A 13,553-nucleotide genomic window follows, 5' to 3' on the forward strand; every position below is an offset into this window, starting at 1 on the left:
GACAGTGCCACCGGCGGCGGTGATCTTGTCCTTGGCGGACCCGGTCACCTTGTCGGCGGTAATCTGCACGGCCACGGTGATGTCGCCATCGCCGAGGACCTTAACCAGCTCGTTCTTGCGAACGGCGCCCGCAGCGACCAGCTCGGCCTTACCGACCGTGCCGCCCTCGGGGAACAGCTCCGCGATACGGCCCACGTTCACGACCTGGTATTCGGTGCGGAACGCGTTCTTGAAGCCCTTGAGCTTCGGCAGACGCATGTGAAGCGGCATCTGGCCACCCTCGAACGCCGGGGAGACGTTCTTGCGTGCCTTGGTGCCCTTGGTACCGCGACCAGCGGTCTTGCCCTTGGAACCTTCACCGCGACCCACACGGGTCTTTTCGGTCTTGGAACCCGGCGCAGGACGCAGGTGGTGCAATTTGATGGTCATGTCTAGACCTCCTCAACTGTTACGAGGTGGCGCACGACGTTGATCAGACCGCGGTTCTGAGCGTTGTCCTCACGAACAACCGTCTGGCGGATCTTACGAAGGCCGAGCGTACGCAGGGACTCCTTCTGATTCGCCTTGGCGCCGATGGTGCTCTTGATCTGGGTCACTTTGAGATCAGCCATGTCAGGCTCCCTGTCCCGCACGCGCACGCAGCATGCCCGCCGGAGCGACGTCTTCGATGGGGAGACCGCGACGAGCGGCAACCTCTTCGGGACGCTGAAGCATCTTGAGCGCGGCAACCGTCGCGTGAACGACGTTGATCGCATTGTCGCTACCGAGCGACTTGGCCAGAATGTCGTGAATGCCAGCGCATTCGAGCACGGCGCGAGCCGCACCACCGGCGATCACACCGGTACCGGGCGAAGCCGGACGCAGCATGACGACACCGGCCGCCGCCTCACCCTGAACGGGGTGAGTAATGGTCGAACCGATCATCGGGACGCGGAAGAAGCTCTTGCGAGCCTCCTCGACACCCTTCTGAATGGCCGCGGGAACTTCCTTGGCCTTGCCGTAGCCGACGCCGACGAGACCATTGCCGTCACCGACGATCACGAGGGCGGTGAAGCTGAAGCGACGACCACCCTTCACGACCTTCGACACACGGTTGATCGCGACAACGCGCTCAAGCTGGTTCTTCTCGGCAGCGTTGTCACGGCGGTCGTTGCCACCGCGACGGTCGCCGCCGCCACGCCGGTTGTTGCCCTCAGGGCCACCGGCGTTGCTGTTGTTGTTGTTTGCTCCGGCGGGTCCGTTTCCGCCGTCACGCCGCTGACGTCCCGGCATCAGACGTTCCCTTCGTTCGTAAGCTTGATCATCAGAACTTCAACCCGCCTTCACGAGCGGCATCCGCGAGCGCGGCGATACGACCGTGGTAGTCGTGACCGCCACGGTCGAAGACGACAGCCTCGACGCCGGCAGCCTTGGCACGCTCAGCGATAAGCTGACCGACCTTGGCGCCCTTGGCGGACTTGTCGCCCTCAAGCGCACGCACATCGGCCTCGATCGAGGAAGCCGAAGCGATGGTCTTGCCGACCGAGTCGTCAACGAGCTGCGCGTGCAGGTGGCGCGCGGAGCGGTTGACAACGAGACGGGGACGCTCGGAAGTGCCGAGGACCTTCTTACGAAGGCGGAAGTGGCGACGGTTCTTGGACAGACGACGCTTGGTCGAGTTGTCCTTGCCCAGCGGAGTCCGCTTGGCCTTCTGGTTTTCAGTTTGCGCCATGATCACTTACCCGTCTTTCCGACCTTGCGGCGAACGACCTCGCCGGCGTAGCGGATGCCCTTGCCCTTGTACGGGTCGGGCTTACGCAGACCGTGGATGACAGCGGCGATCTGACCGACCGCCTGCTTGTCGATCCCGGCGACCGAGAACTTGGTCGGCGACTCCACCGCGAAGGTGATGCCCGCCGGGGCCTCGATCGGCACCGGGTGGCTGTAACCCAGGGCGAACTCGAGGTTCGAGCCCTTGGCGGCCACACGGTAACCAACGCCGAAGATTTCCATCTTCTTCTCGTAGCCCTTGGTGACGCCCTCGATCATGTTGGCGATCAGGGTGCGCGAAAGGCCGTGAAGTGCACGGTTGGCGCGCTCGTCGTTCGGGCGAACGACCTCAAGCTCGTTGCCCTCACCCTTAACAACGGTGATGGGCTCGGCGACGGTGTGCGACAGGGTGCCCTTGGGCCCCTTCACCGTGACGACCTGGCCGTCAATGGTGATGTCAACACCGGCCGGGATTTCAATTGGCTTCTTACCAATACGCGACATTAGTCCTGACCTCCCTTACCAGACGTAGGCGAGGACTTCGCCCCCGACGCCCTGTTTGGCCGCTTGACGGTCGGTGAGCAGACCGGTCGACGTGGAGATAATCGCCACGCCGAGGCCGCCGAGGACCTTAGGCAGGTTGGTGGACTTGGCGTACACGCGCAGACCCGGCTTGGAAACGCGACGCAGGCCCTGAAGGCTGCGCTCACGGCTGGGGCCGTACTTGAGGTCGACGATGAGGCTCTTGCCCACCGGTGCGTCCTCGGTGCGGTAATCGGCGATGTAGCCCTCACGCTTCAAGATCTCGGCGATGTTCGCCTTGAGCTTGGAGTGGGGCGCCTTCACCTGATCGTGGTACGCCGAGTTGGCGTTGCGCAGACGCGTCAAGAAGTCTGCGATCGGATCAGTCATGGTCATGGTTAGACCTCGACACCTTTCTCGCCGCGGTTCCCATGCAGCATCATGCGCATTTTCATGCGCTGACCGTGGGCCTACGACAATTCGGCTGGTCCGGCCGAAGGTTTTTCGACCGGATGAGGACTCTTGCGAGCTCTCGGTGCACTGGGCGGCGTCTCGGGCGAGCTAGCGCGCGATAGACACAGATGTGCCCAGGCAACCGCTCTAGTGTAGACAATGCCGTGGTCGGGGCCAAAATCGGGGGTGTTAGTTCCCGGTTGCTTGCCGCTTTCGGGGGCGGGCGAAGCGGTTCATGATCGGCAGGTCGACCCAGCGATACATACCTGCCGCGATCGCGAGGGCTACCGCGAGGCTGAGCAGCGCGAATCCGGCCCAGCCGAGAATGCCGAAGCGATGGCCGCCGATGAGGTAGCGGGTGATCACGACCATCACCGGGAACTGGATGAGATAGAAGGCGAACGACACGTTGCCGAGCCACACCATGCGCGGGTGGGAGTTGAGTCCGCGAATGCCGTTGAGATCGCGCACGGCCATTGTCGCGACGACGGCGGTCATCGGGACAAGCAGCAACGCCGACATCTTGTAGTTGACCGGAACCACCCACGTCGCGGCGAACGCGACAGCGAGCGCGAACAGCGGCGGCCCCATTCGCACGTTGCGCCACACGCCTTCTAACACCATGCGCGCGGCGAGCACGCCGAGGAAGAACTCGGGCAGTCGCGTGAGGGGGAAGGTGTAGCTGAGCCAGTAGGAAAGCGAGACCGGGATGTCGGGCTGAACGAACCACGCGGGGTGGGCGTGCAGTTCGAATTTCGGGGAAACATCGCCTGGCTGGAGGCGTGGCGCGAAGGCGTTCGCGATTTCCTTCGGCCCGTCAACCCACAGGTAAAGCGCGGTGTGGATGGCGAGGATCGCGAGCATGATCGCCGCGAAGGCGAGCAGCAGACGTCGCGTTGGGATGCGCATGATCAGCGGCAGCGCGAGCGGAAAGCAAAGGTAGAAAAGCACTTCCGCCGCCAACGACCACGCGGGCACATTCAGGCCGCCGATCGTCGTCCACTTCGGAACCCATGTATGTACAAGCAACAGGTTGGGCACCCAAACAATTGCACGCGAAAGCGGAACGCTTGCAGCGACAACAAACGCGGCAGCCGCGAGCAGGTGCATCGGATAAATCTTGAGCACGCGGCGTCGATAGAACCCGCGCACCGACATTCCCGGCCGGAACGACCAGTAAATGATGAAGCCCGAAAGCACGAAGAAGAACGTGACGCCGGCCGCGCCCAACTGCATGGGAACGAACGAGTGAATCGTGCGGAACAGTTCGGATTTTTGGAACGGATAAACCGGCAGGAAAACCAGCGCGTGCAGCACGAAAACCGCGAACGCCGCCCACCAGCGCGCCCCCGTCAGCGACGGGAGCGGCGGGCGTGAACCAGTTTTCGCGGTGGTCGGCTTGGGGGCGACGGTCGTCATCGGCGGCTGTCGAAAATCGCTTGCGCGACGGCGGCGTCACCGCGCGCCGACGGGTGGAACGGCAGACCGATCGCGTCGGCGCGTGGATCGATGATGCCGTTGATCCACGGTTCGGCCGAGCACAGGCCGTGGCCGCGCGTCGCCGCGCGCGCGTCGAAGAACTCGACGCCGAGCAGTTTCGCCGCTTCGCGCTGGGCGGTGTCGACGCTGTTCAGGTACGCCTGCAGCGCTTGGGCGCGCGGCTGCACGATCGGCGACGGGCCGAACACGTTCAAGCACAACTTCGTCGCGCCCGGTTCCATGACCTCGGGGTAGCCGACGATCACGACGCGGGCATTCGGCGCGTAGAAGCGAATGTAAGTGAGCGCGTTGCGCATGCGCTCGGCGTAACGCTCGCCGGTCACGCCACGGAAATCGGGGATGCGACCCTGTTCGGCCGCTTCGATGTCGCAGCCGCGAATCAGGTCGAGCACGCAGTCGGTGAGCGCGTTCCACAGCGTCGACGGGTGCTCGCCCCACGAGTCGTTGGCGCCGAATTGGAGTGCGACGAGTTCGGTCGCGGGACCGAAGCCGCCTGCCCGGTCGGCGTCGCGGGTTTCGAGTGCGAGGGTGAAGCCGGGGCCCGTGTCGATCGACGCGCCGGAGCACGACACGTCGACGACGTCGTTGTTCGCCTTCATCAGCGTGGTCAACTGGGTCGGCCACGAAGTGTCTTTGCGGACGCAGTGGACGTTCTCGGTGAACGGGTCCCAGTTGTTGGCGCTGAACGAATCACCAAGTACCACAAGCTTTTTCCCAGCGGGGGCTTGCGCCGGTGCTGGATCTGCGTGGGCGGTTGCGATGGTGACCGATAGCGCTGCGCAGGTCGCGAAGAGCAGTCGCGTTAGGCGTGCCATTGATCAGTAACCTGCGCGGGGTTCGAAGCCGGGGAGGTTCAGCGTGGGCGCCTGCGCGGGCTGTTGCGCGGGGGCGGGCTGGGGCGCGGGCTGCGGGGCCGGTTGCGGTGCTGGCTGCACGGCAGGGGCGGGCTGCGGCGCCGGGGCGGGCGTTTCGACCTGCGGGGCCGGGGCTTCGACGGTGGTCGTCGCGCTCGGCTCCGGCGCGACGACCGGTGCGGATGAGGTTATCGGGGCGACCGTTGTGGTTGTCGGCGCGACGGTGGCGCTGGTAGGAGCCGGTTTGGCTTCTTCGCTGCCTCCGCACGCGGTCATCGCGCCGACGATCAAGAACCCACCAACCACGCCAGTCGCAAGTCGACCAGCGCGCCGCATCTTTGAACTCACCGAAAACCCCATATCGATCTTAAAGTGACTCGCTTCACTTCAGGTCGCAGCATACCGATCGCCTCGGGTTTGCCAGGGCAAAATGGGTGCCCCAATTAAATTAGGGCCAAACCTTGGTTGAGCTTGGTTGGTTGTGCTCAGGAGAAGAAGCACAGGAAGTCATAGAGCGGCGGCTTCTCGACGCTGCCGGTGGAGAACAGGAACTGCGCGATCGGCGAGCACATCAGGTTCCCGTCGGCCGACCCAGTTGAGCCGGTGCTGGGCGTGGTAGCCGCGTTCGCGGTTGCGATAGGTGCGATGACGAGCGCGGAACACAGCGCGGCAGTGGTGATGAACTTCCTCATGCGCAGCAGCCAACACCATGCGCCGCGCTGCGCGGAGTGAAACGCACATATTTCCCCCCCGCGGCCACAGCTCGACAACAATCAGCGGTTGACGGCGCGTTTGACGCGAATTAGGGACGCCCAAGCGCAACCCGACAGCTTCGGCAACCACGTCGCTCGACTGCCGCTGACGTCTATCATCAGTCCATGACGCACGCGCCCGACGAGCGCCCCGACCTGCCTGAATACATGACGTGGGAAGAGCTTGAGCAACTCCCCGAGGACATCGCCTCGTGCATCGAACTGTGGGACGGTCGCGTGGTCTGGGCGCGACGCGGGCCGGGGGAACATCAGGAAGCCAGCAATCTGATGTGGAGTGAGTTACGTCGAGACGCGAAACGGGCGATGGCAAACGAGCCCGAGAGGTGCTGGCAGGTTCGCACCGAAACCAACGTCTTCTTTGGCCACCACGGCAAATCCGACTTCGTGACTCCGGATTTCATGGTTCATCGGTGCCTGGATAAGGCATACGCCCACGTTCGCGCGGACGACGCGGTCCTGGTCGGCGAGGTGCTTTCGCCGTCGAACACTGCCGCTGAGATGGATGCCAAAAGAGCTAAGTACGCGGCGGCGGGCATTCCCTGGTACTGGGAAGTCACCCTGCATCCTCGGCGTAGCGAGATCGCCTACGTGCAGGCATACGGCCTCGCGTCGGCCACCGGGACCTTGCCCGCGGGCGTCTCCCCCCTCCACAAAGCTAACTACCTCTTGGCCGATGCGTGGTCACCAAATGACTCCACCCACATCGCCATCGACTTCCCGTTCCCGATCAGCATCCCGTGGACCGAGCTGTCACTTTAATCTGGGCCGCGACTGCGCGAAAAACGCAACAAGGCACGGACTCTCGCATAGAAAGTCCGTGCCCTGCTTCGTTATTCGCCTAGACGGCTGCGCTCACGAAGAGCGCGGGCTCACCAGGAGCTCTTGTGCACGCCCGGGAGCTCACCGCGGTGCGCCATTTCACGCAGGCACACGCGGCAAAGGCCGAACTTGCGGTAAACCGCGTGGGGGCGGCCGCAACGCTGGCAGCGGGTGTAGGCGCGGACGCCGAACTTCGGCTTGGCCTCCGCCTTGATGCGCAGTGCTTTCTTAGCCATGTGCTCAGTTCTCCTTGAACGGGAAGCCGAGGTGCTTCAGCAGCGCGCGGCCTTCTTCGTTGTTGGTCGCGGTGGTGACCACGGTGATGTCCATACCACGCGGACGGTCAATGGAGTCCACGTCGATCTCGTGGAACATCGACTGCTCGCTGAGGCCGAACGTGTAGTTGCCGTTGCCGTCGAACTGCTTCGGCGAGAGACCGCGGAAGTCGCGGATACGGGGAAGCGCGATGGACACGAGACGGTCCAGGAACTCCCACATACGGTCGCCACGGAGGGTGACCTTCGCGCCGATCGGCATGCCCTCACGGAGCTTGAACTGCGCGATCGACTTGGTGGCCTTGCGGACCTCCGGCTTCTGGCCGGTGATCAGCTCAAGGTCCTTGATGGCGCCGTTGATCAGCTTCGCGTCACGGGCGGCGTCGCCGACACCCATGTTGACGACGACCTTGACGACACCCGGGATCTGCATCACGTTGTCGTAGTCGAACTCGCCGTTGAGCGCGTCCTTGATCTCAGCGCGGTAGCGCGCCTTGAGGCGGGGCTGAGTCTGCTCAGAAGTGGTCATGTCAGATGTCCTTCCCGTTCTTACGGGAGATCCGAACCCGCTTACCGGTGGTTTCGTCGGTGCGGTAGCCCACGCGAGTGGGGTTACCGTCGGAATCGACGACCATCACGTTGGAAACCTGAATGGGGGCTTCCTGGGTCACGATGCCACCCGATGAGGCGCCACGCTGGTTCGCCGAGTCGGCGACGTGCTTCTTGATGCGATTCACGCCTTCGACGAGAATCTTGCCGGTCGCGGGGTAGGCCTGAATGACCTTGCCCTTCGCGCCCTTGTCCTTGCCCGAGATGACGAGGACGGTGTCACCCTTGTGCACCTTCATGGTCAGAGCACCTCCGGGGCCAGCGAAACGATCTTCATGAAGCGCTTGTCGCGCAGCTCACGGCCGACAGGGCCGAAGATGCGGGTGCCACGCGGATCGTTGTCCGGCTTGATGAGGACGGCGGCGTTCTCATCGAACTTGATGTAGGAACCGTCCGGACGACGACGCTCCTTGGTGGTGCGAACGACGACAGCCTTGACGACGTCGCCCTTCTTGACGTTCGCGCCGGGGATGGCGTCCTTGACGGTGGCGACAATGATGTCACCAATTCCGGCATAGCGACGCGACGAGCCACCGAGCACGCGGATGCAAAGGATTTCCTTCGCCCCGGTGTTGTCGGCGACGCGCAGTCGCGACTCCTGCTGAATCACTTCAGCACCTCCTGGACCTGGATGTATACGTACGCCGGATTGCCGACCCGACGCACATGGTCAGTTGCCACCCGAAACGCGCGCCTGCCAGCGGAAATAGCTCTCCACTGGGGGTTCGCGGCCGAATCGCGAACGCACAACGTTCGCAGGCAACCGGTCTAGTGTAGGCGAACCTGCAGCTCAGCCCCAAACTGGGGTGTCTGGAAGCGAAGCGGCCTCGCAGTGACGGTAACAGGTGGCAGCATTACTGCTTGACGGCATTGCAGCTAGCGAGGACCATCGTGACATGGCTAATTATCATGGTTATGCCGCCATCCAAGGGCGGGGCACGGTGGCGCTGCCCGCCGAATTGCGGCGAAAGTACCGCCTCGATGAGCCCGGCGCGCAACTTGAGATCGCTGAGCGCAGCGACGGCGTCATCGAACTACGCCCAACGCTTCCGGTCCCTGTCGACGAGATGTGGTTTTGGTCCGAGGGACACCAGGCAGCCGAACAGCAGGTTGAAGCCGATCTTGAGGCCGGCCGCTACCGCACCTTCGATGACGCCGAATCGTTCCTCGCCGACCTAGCTGAGCTTGCCGCGGAGCCGGAGGCGGAAACCAAGTGAAGTATCGGGTGGCCGAGTCGTTTCGCAATGACTTCCGACGCTTGCCCAGCGAGCACCAACGCCTATTCCAGGAGGCAGTACGCGTGCATTTCCTGCCCGCGATTGAAGCAGGCTCGTTTTCCGGCAGCCCGACGTGGCCGAAAAGGCTGCGCATTCACCGCCTGAATAACACCGAAATATATTCGCTCACCTGGAATTTCGCCTCTCCAGATGGGCGTGCCACTTTTCATCTTGACAAGACCGACAGCGGTGACCCCGTCCTGATCTGGCGCCGAATCGGCAACCACGACATCTACCGCCAGCCGTAGCCACCAAGACAAGACGGCCGACCCCCGTTGAATTGAGGATCGGCCGACCGTCGCTTACAGCGGTGCGAGTCGCCAGCTGCCGTCGCCTGCGAGGGTGAGGACCTGGGTGTGGTGCTGGTCGACCGTGCTGCGGTGGGCGACGCTGACGATGATGGTGTTGGGGGTTTCGGTGCGGATGAGGTTGTAGAGGGCGAACTCAAGCCCTTCATCGACTGCCGATGTTGCCTCGTCGAGGAAGACAACCTTCGGCTTCATCAGCAGGATTCGCGCGAAGGCGAGACGCTGCTGCTCGCCCGGCGACAGAATCTTCGCCCAGTCAGCTTCCTCGTCGAGCCGGTCGATCAGGTGTGCGAGGTGAACCTTGGTGAGCGCCTCACGAAGAGCTTCGTCGGAGATCGAGTCGGGGGTGCCCGGATATTCGACTGCGGTACGTAAATCGCCCAACGGGAGATAGGGAACCTGCGACAGGAACAGCGTCTCGGAGCCTGCGGGTCGACTAATTTCGCCGTCGCCGTAAGGCCACATCTGCGCGAGTGTTCGAAGCAGTGTGGTCTTGCCCGACCCGGATGCACCCTTCACCACCACCGCGTCGGTCGGCTGGAGCGCGAGGTTCAGCTCGTCGATCAGCGCGTCACCGTTGGGCTTGCGAACGCCGATCTTGTCGAGGTTGAGTCCGTCTTCGACGTCGGTCGCGGCGATCTTGGGCAGCTCACGCGATTCTTTGCTCGCGACCAGTAGGCCGTCAAGACGGATCACCGACGCCCGGTAGGCGGCAAAGTCGTCGTACGACTCACGGAAGAAGGAGAGCGAGTCTTGAATTTCGCGGAACGCGGAGGCGGTCTGACTCATTCCGCCGAGCGTCACCTCGCCGCTTGCGAAGCGCGGGAACTGAATGAGATACGGGAACAGCGACGCCGACTGCGTAACAACGAAGTTCCAGCCAACGAACTTGAGCATGCGGTAGACGTAAGCCCACTGGACTTTGATGACCTCAGCGAACCGGCTGAACAGGCTGACTCGCTCGGACTGCTCACCTCGGTAGAACGCGACACTCTCGGCGGCGTCGCGCACCCGCACAAGCGCGTAGCGGAAGTTGGCGTTGGTCCGTTCCATCAAGAAGTTGATGCGAATCAACGGGTGACCGATCCAGAACGCGATAATGGTCGAAATCAGTACGTAGGTCAGCACGATGAACAGCGCCGCGCGCGGAATCGTCACACCTAGAACGGTCATGGGGCCCGACAGATCCCACAGCACCTTCGTGAACGAGACCACCGAGACGACAGCCTCGATCGCGCCGAGCGAGAGTACGCGTGATTGCTCGGTAAAGGTGATGGTGTCGGCCTGAATTCGCTGATCCGGGTTGTCGATCGTCTTGTCGATGAACCGTGTCCGGTAGAACGCGCCGCCCTGCATCCAGTCGGCAGTGACGCGCTCAGTCAGCCACACGCGCCAGCGGATGTCGAACGCGAGTTTCGCGTAGAGGTAGACCAGCTGATTGACCGTCCAAATCACGATCAGCACAACCCACAGTTTGACCGCGTCCCAAAACGCCGACTTGGCTTCCGAAAGCGCGGCCGCATCACCGGAACCAAGCCCGGCGACAATGGCTTGGAATGAGGCGAAAAGGTCGTTGCCCCAGTAGCTGAGCAGCACACTGAGCCGAACGGTGAGTAGCGAGAACAGCAGCAGCACCGCGACGAATAGCCAAGTGCGCCAAGCACCTTCACCGCGGAAGTAGTTCCCACTGACGTTCCAGAACTGGCGACCCCACTTGGTCAGCGTCAGTAGCAGCGCACCAACTATGAGGGCAACAATCGCAGTGATGGGGAACGCGATCGCGAGCCATTTAAGGCTCTCAACCCACTCGATGCTCCAGTCCCTAGACGTCTCCACGCACACCCCATCTACGACGGCCGAAATTCGGCGCAGTCTAACCCGCCCCTAGTCTCCCCGCTCGCCAACAAAGCTGGCCCATCTGCAACGGAGTGCGTCAACAGCACGCGCGCCCCGAACTACACCCGAGCAGGAAGATAGGTTAGCCTAATCTCAGTAAAGGTTCAGGCTAGGAGATCCACCATGACGTCCATCCTCGGGAAGCATCGGATTTCGCGCGGTTGGCGCAGGCTGGGGATTGCGGTTGTCGCGGGCGCGCTCGCGGTCGGGGTTACCGCGTGCGGTTCCAGCGACGCAACCTCGGAACAGGGCGGCGATGTCACCATCACCCACGCCAAAGGCGAGACCACCATTTCGGGGACCCCGAAAAAGGTTGTCGCGCTTGGCAATCAGTGGCTCGACGCTTCGCTCGCGCTCGGCGTGACGCCGGTCGGCTACGTCGACAACATCGCCGCGCTGTCGAAGTCGACGCCCGCGTGGGAGCCCGAATCGCTTAAGCAAGCGAAAGCCCTCAGCACCACCGGCAACATCGCCGAGCAGGTCGCCGCGCTTGAGCCCGACCTGATCCTCGCCGACCCCTTCATCGCCGATCAGAAGACTTACGACGACCTGTCGAAGATCGCGCCGACCCTGCCCGCGCTCACCAAGGACGCGGTTTCGCCGTGGCAGGACCAGGTGGCCGCGCTCGGCAAGGTGTTCGGTAAGGAATCCGACGCTAAAGCTGTCGTTAAGTCCGTCGACGACAAGCTGGCCGCGATCACCGCGGCGAACCCGGGACTCAAGGGCAAGACCTTCGCAAGCACCTGGCTCGCCAGCCCCGCGCAGCTGATGGTGCTCACCGACCCTAACGACGGCTCGTCGAAAACCTTCACCCAGCTCGGCATGAGCATCCCCGCCAACCTCACCGCGTTGCCCGCGAACCAGGGTCGCCTGGCACTGTCGCCGGAGCGCGTCGACGAACTCACCGCCGACCTCCTGCTCGCCGGCTACTCCCCCGGCCTCGACGAGAAGTACCGTGCGCTGCCGGGCTACCCCGACCTGCCCGCCGTCCGCAAGGGCTCGATCGTCTTCCTGACCACGCAGGAGATCAGCGCCGTCAACCAGCCGACCGCGCTTTCGGTGCCCTACCTGCTCGACAAGCTCACGCCAGCGTTCACGGCCGCCGCGAAATGACCGCGATGCTCTACCCCGAACAGACGCGGTTCGCGCTGCGTACCGGCGTCACCTGCCTGACGACACCTGTCGGCGCTGTCCTCCTGAATCCGCCGACGAAGGAGAAGCTCACCGGGCTCGCATCGGGCGCGTTGCAGGCGCTCAAGACCCTGAATCAGGGTCCGGCGACGGTCGGCGAAATGGCTCGCGCGGCGGCGGGCGACGACATCGCGCCGCTGATGCGTCAACTGACCGACGGGGGCTGGCTCACGGTGACCGTCCGCGACGGTGGCCGCGACCTCTACAGCATCCGCCCGTTCGCCCAGCCAACCCCGCGCCCGTCAACGCCGCTGCCCGCGTGGTCGGCTGCGCTGTCGAAATTCGCTGTGCTGCATCGGGATTCGCAGGGTTTCGTCCTTGAACACCCGCGCGCGTGGGCGGACATCCGTATCCACGACCCGCGCCTACTCGCGTTGCTCGACGGCCCGCTTGCCGTCGATTCGCAGGTCCCCGTCGGGGTTAAGGCGCAGCTCATGGACGACCTGCAGTGGGCCGGTTTCCTGGTCGACGAAGGTGCCGAGGAAGCTGAGTTCAACACGCGGTCGTGGAACGCGCCCGACCTGTGGTTCCACCGCCGAAGCACGCTCGGCGCCCGCACAGTGACGTGGGACAACTTCGGACCAACCCGCTGGGCCGATGGCAAATTCCCCGAATTGCCAACGCGCCGAACGCCTTTCGATGCCGCGCCACTCCCCCTGCCGGTGCCCGACTTGGTCGCCCTGCGCGACGCGGACCCGAGTTTCACCTCTACGCTCGAAGACCGCGTTTCCACCCGTGCCTTCAACGACAACGTTCCGATCGACCTAACCCAGCTGGGCGAACTGCTGTACCGGACGTCGCGCACGCGCGCGGACGGTTCGCGCCCGTACCCGTCGGGCGGCGGAGCATACGAGCTTGAGGTCTACCCACTCGTCCGCAACGTGACTGGCGTGAATCCTGGTCTCTACCACTACGATTCGCACGATCACGCGCTTCGCCTGGTCGCCTCGATCGATGCGGAGCCGGTGCGCAAGCTGCTGCGCGCGACCTCGGCGACGCTCGCTGGCGGCGCGGAACCGCAGGTTCTCCTGCTGGTCTCGGCCCGTGCGGGTCGGGTGATGTGGAGCTACGAGCAGGTCGCGTACGCGAATATCCTCAAGCACGTTGGGGTGTTCATGCAGACGGTGTATCTCGCGGCGACCGCGATGAAATTGGGCGTCGTTGCCCAAGGTTTCAGTGACACAACAGCTTTCGCTTATGCGACCGGCTTGGATGAACTGGAAGAGATGAACGTCGGCTCAATAGTCCTGGGGACGACCAGAGCCAGTTGACGTAGCATTTTCGTGCAAGTTCGCCGCCTAACGGTCGGAAATCGGCCCTTAGTGCG

General features: G+C 63.5%; 20 protein-coding genes. 5 read left to right on the forward strand and 15 right to left on the reverse strand.

Going from position 1 to position 13,553, the window contains the following annotated elements:
• The 10 genes from rplO to IEX78_RS16190 all read right to left on the reverse strand — a co-directional run.
• Positions 1 to 429: 50S ribosomal protein L15 (gene rplO, locus IEX78_RS16145; protein WP_188829835.1), on the reverse strand; the 429-nt coding region annotated here is incomplete at its 3' end.
• Between the two features lie 2 nt (positions 430 to 431).
• The gene (gene rpmD, locus IEX78_RS16150) at positions 432 to 611 is read right to left on the reverse strand and encodes a 50S ribosomal protein L30 (protein WP_188829836.1); all 180 of its coding nucleotides are present in this window, start codon (positions 609 to 611) and stop codon (positions 432 to 434) included.
• 1 nt (position 612) lies between these two features.
• A complete protein-coding gene (rpsE, locus tag IEX78_RS16155; RefSeq protein ID WP_188829837.1) occupies positions 613 to 1,272 on the reverse strand; it encodes a 30S ribosomal protein S5 in 660 nt (219 codons plus the stop codon).
• A gap of 31 nt (positions 1,273 to 1,303) precedes the next feature.
• On the reverse strand, positions 1,304 to 1,711 hold the full coding sequence (gene rplR, locus IEX78_RS16160) for a 50S ribosomal protein L18 (RefSeq protein ID WP_229684039.1): 408 nt from the start codon (positions 1,709 to 1,711) through the stop codon (positions 1,304 to 1,306).
• A 2-nt stretch (positions 1,712 to 1,713) separates the two neighbouring features.
• Positions 1,714 to 2,253, reverse strand: a complete 540-nt coding sequence (gene rplF, locus IEX78_RS16165; protein WP_188829838.1) for a 50S ribosomal protein L6 — start codon at positions 2,251 to 2,253, stop codon at positions 1,714 to 1,716.
• A gap of 15 nt (positions 2,254 to 2,268) precedes the next feature.
• Complete coding sequence (rpsH, locus tag IEX78_RS16170; RefSeq protein WP_188829839.1) at positions 2,269 to 2,667, reverse strand: 30S ribosomal protein S8; 399 nt, start codon at positions 2,665 to 2,667, stop codon at positions 2,269 to 2,271.
• A 246-nt stretch (positions 2,668 to 2,913) separates the two neighbouring features.
• Positions 2,914 to 4,143 carry an acyltransferase family protein gene (locus IEX78_RS16175; protein WP_188829840.1) on the reverse strand — a complete coding sequence of 410 codons (1,230 nt, stop codon included), beginning with the start codon at positions 4,141 to 4,143 and terminating at the stop codon, positions 2,914 to 2,916.
• Positions 4,140 to 5,039 carry an SGNH/GDSL hydrolase family protein gene (locus IEX78_RS16180; RefSeq protein ID WP_188829841.1) on the reverse strand — a complete coding sequence of 300 codons (900 nt, stop codon included), beginning with the start codon at positions 5,037 to 5,039 and terminating at the stop codon, positions 4,140 to 4,142. The genes IEX78_RS16175 and IEX78_RS16180 overlap by 4 nt, the downstream gene beginning before the upstream one ends.
• A 3-nt stretch (positions 5,040 to 5,042) precedes the next feature.
• Positions 5,043 to 5,426, reverse strand: coding sequence for a hypothetical protein (locus tag IEX78_RS16185; RefSeq protein WP_188829842.1), 384 nt, complete (start codon positions 5,424 to 5,426; stop codon positions 5,043 to 5,045).
• Between the two features lie 137 nt (positions 5,427 to 5,563).
• Positions 5,564 to 5,770 (reverse strand): hypothetical protein, encoded by a 207-nt coding sequence (locus IEX78_RS16190; protein ID WP_188829843.1) that lies wholly within the window; start codon positions 5,768 to 5,770, stop codon positions 5,564 to 5,566.
• Positions 5,771 to 5,956: 186 nt separating this feature from the next.
• Here IEX78_RS16190 and IEX78_RS16195 point away from each other — a divergent pair, with 186 nt between their 5' ends.
• Positions 5,957 to 6,610, forward strand: coding sequence for a Uma2 family endonuclease (locus IEX78_RS16195; protein ID WP_229684040.1), 654 nt, complete (start codon positions 5,957 to 5,959; stop codon positions 6,608 to 6,610).
• A 110-nt stretch (positions 6,611 to 6,720) separates the two neighbouring features.
• On the opposite strand, the gene IEX78_RS16200 is transcribed toward IEX78_RS16195, so the two are convergent.
• Genes IEX78_RS16200 through rplN form a run of 4 tightly spaced genes read right to left on the reverse strand, consistent with a single transcriptional unit; the run spans position 6,721 to position 8,164 of the window.
• The gene (locus IEX78_RS16200) at positions 6,721 to 6,906 is read right to left on the reverse strand and encodes a type Z 30S ribosomal protein S14 (protein ID WP_188829844.1); all 186 of its coding nucleotides are present in this window, start codon (positions 6,904 to 6,906) and stop codon (positions 6,721 to 6,723) included.
• A gap of 4 nt (positions 6,907 to 6,910) precedes the next feature.
• Positions 6,911 to 7,474, reverse strand: a complete 564-nt coding sequence (gene rplE, locus IEX78_RS16205) for a 50S ribosomal protein L5 (protein WP_188829845.1) — start codon at positions 7,472 to 7,474, stop codon at positions 6,911 to 6,913.
• A gap of 1 nt (position 7,475) precedes the next feature.
• A complete protein-coding gene (rplX, locus tag IEX78_RS16210; protein WP_188829846.1) occupies positions 7,476 to 7,793 on the reverse strand; it encodes a 50S ribosomal protein L24 in 318 nt (105 codons plus the stop codon).
• A 2-nt stretch (positions 7,794 to 7,795) separates the two neighbouring features.
• Positions 7,796 to 8,164: a 50S ribosomal protein L14 gene (gene rplN, locus IEX78_RS16215; protein ID WP_056818394.1), complete on the reverse strand. Its 369-nt coding sequence runs from the start codon at positions 8,162 to 8,164 to the stop codon at positions 7,796 to 7,798.
• A 286-nt stretch (positions 8,165 to 8,450) separates the two neighbouring features.
• On the opposite strand from rplN, the gene IEX78_RS16220 reads away from it, so the two are divergent.
• Positions 8,451 to 8,771: an AbrB/MazE/SpoVT family DNA-binding domain-containing protein gene (locus IEX78_RS16220; protein ID WP_188829847.1), complete on the forward strand. Its 321-nt coding sequence runs from the start codon at positions 8,451 to 8,453 to the stop codon at positions 8,769 to 8,771.
• Positions 8,768 to 9,079, forward strand: coding sequence for a hypothetical protein (locus tag IEX78_RS16225; protein WP_188829848.1), 312 nt, complete (start codon positions 8,768 to 8,770; stop codon positions 9,077 to 9,079). Before IEX78_RS16220 ends, IEX78_RS16225 begins: the two co-directional genes overlap by 4 nt.
• Before the next feature lie 54 nt (positions 9,080 to 9,133).
• Here IEX78_RS16225 and IEX78_RS16230 read toward each other — a convergent pair whose 3' ends face one another.
• On the reverse strand, positions 9,134 to 10,975 hold the full coding sequence (locus IEX78_RS16230) for an ABC transporter ATP-binding protein/permease (RefSeq protein WP_373291602.1): 1,842 nt from the start codon (positions 10,973 to 10,975) through the stop codon (positions 9,134 to 9,136).
• A gap of 183 nt (positions 10,976 to 11,158) precedes the next feature.
• On the opposite strand from IEX78_RS16230, the gene IEX78_RS16235 reads away from it, so the two are divergent.
• On the forward strand, positions 11,159 to 12,148 hold the full coding sequence (locus IEX78_RS16235) for an ABC transporter substrate-binding protein (protein ID WP_188829850.1): 990 nt from the start codon (positions 11,159 to 11,161) through the stop codon (positions 12,146 to 12,148).
• Positions 12,145 to 13,497 carry a SagB family peptide dehydrogenase gene (locus IEX78_RS16240; protein WP_188829851.1) on the forward strand — a complete coding sequence of 451 codons (1,353 nt, stop codon included), beginning with the start codon at positions 12,145 to 12,147 and terminating at the stop codon, positions 13,495 to 13,497. The genes IEX78_RS16235 and IEX78_RS16240 overlap by 4 nt, the downstream gene beginning before the upstream one ends.
• Positions 13,498 to 13,553: the final 56 nt, after the last annotated feature.

The sequence above is a fragment of the Nocardia camponoti genome, assembly GCF_014646135.1.
Lineage (GTDB): Bacteria > Actinomycetota > Actinomycetes > Mycobacteriales > Mycobacteriaceae > Nocardia > Nocardia camponoti.

Coding starts and splice junctions, on each gene's coding strand:
- rpmD (WP_188829836.1), bottom strand. CDS start 611: ATGGCTGATCTCAAAGTGACCCAGATCAAGAGCACCATCGGCGCCAAG.
- rpsE (WP_188829837.1), bottom strand. CDS start 1,272: ATGCCGGGACGTCAGCGGCGTGACGGCGGAAACGGACCCGCCGGAGCA.
- rplR (WP_229684039.1), bottom strand. CDS start 1,711: ATGGCGCAAACTGAAAACCAGAAGGCCAAGCGGACTCCGCTGGGCAAG.
- rplF (WP_188829838.1), bottom strand. CDS start 2,253: ATGTCGCGTATTGGTAAGAAGCCAATTGAAATCCCGGCCGGTGTTGAC.
- rpsH (WP_188829839.1), bottom strand. CDS start 2,667: ATGACCATGACTGATCCGATCGCAGACTTCTTGACGCGTCTGCGCAAC.
- IEX78_RS16175 (WP_188829840.1), bottom strand. CDS start 4,143: ATGACGACCGTCGCCCCCAAGCCGACCACCGCGAAAACTGGTTCACGC.
- IEX78_RS16180 (WP_188829841.1), bottom strand. CDS start 5,039: ATGGCACGCCTAACGCGACTGCTCTTCGCGACCTGCGCAGCGCTATCG.
- IEX78_RS16190 (WP_188829843.1), bottom strand. CDS start 5,770: ATGAGGAAGTTCATCACCACTGCCGCGCTGTGTTCCGCGCTCGTCATC.
- IEX78_RS16195 (WP_229684040.1), top strand. CDS start 5,957: ATGACGCACGCGCCCGACGAGCGCCCCGACCTGCCTGAATACATGACG.
- IEX78_RS16200 (WP_188829844.1), bottom strand. CDS start 6,906: ATGGCTAAGAAAGCACTGCGCATCAAGGCGGAGGCCAAGCCGAAGTTC.
- rplE (WP_188829845.1), bottom strand. CDS start 7,474: ATGACCACTTCTGAGCAGACTCAGCCCCGCCTCAAGGCGCGCTACCGC.
- rplX (WP_188829846.1), bottom strand. CDS start 7,793: ATGAAGGTGCACAAGGGTGACACCGTCCTCGTCATCTCGGGCAAGGAC.
- IEX78_RS16220 (WP_188829847.1), top strand. CDS start 8,451: ATGGCTAATTATCATGGTTATGCCGCCATCCAAGGGCGGGGCACGGTG.
- IEX78_RS16235 (WP_188829850.1), top strand. CDS start 11,159: ATGACGTCCATCCTCGGGAAGCATCGGATTTCGCGCGGTTGGCGCAGG.
- IEX78_RS16240 (WP_188829851.1), top strand. CDS start 12,145: ATGACCGCGATGCTCTACCCCGAACAGACGCGGTTCGCGCTGCGTACC.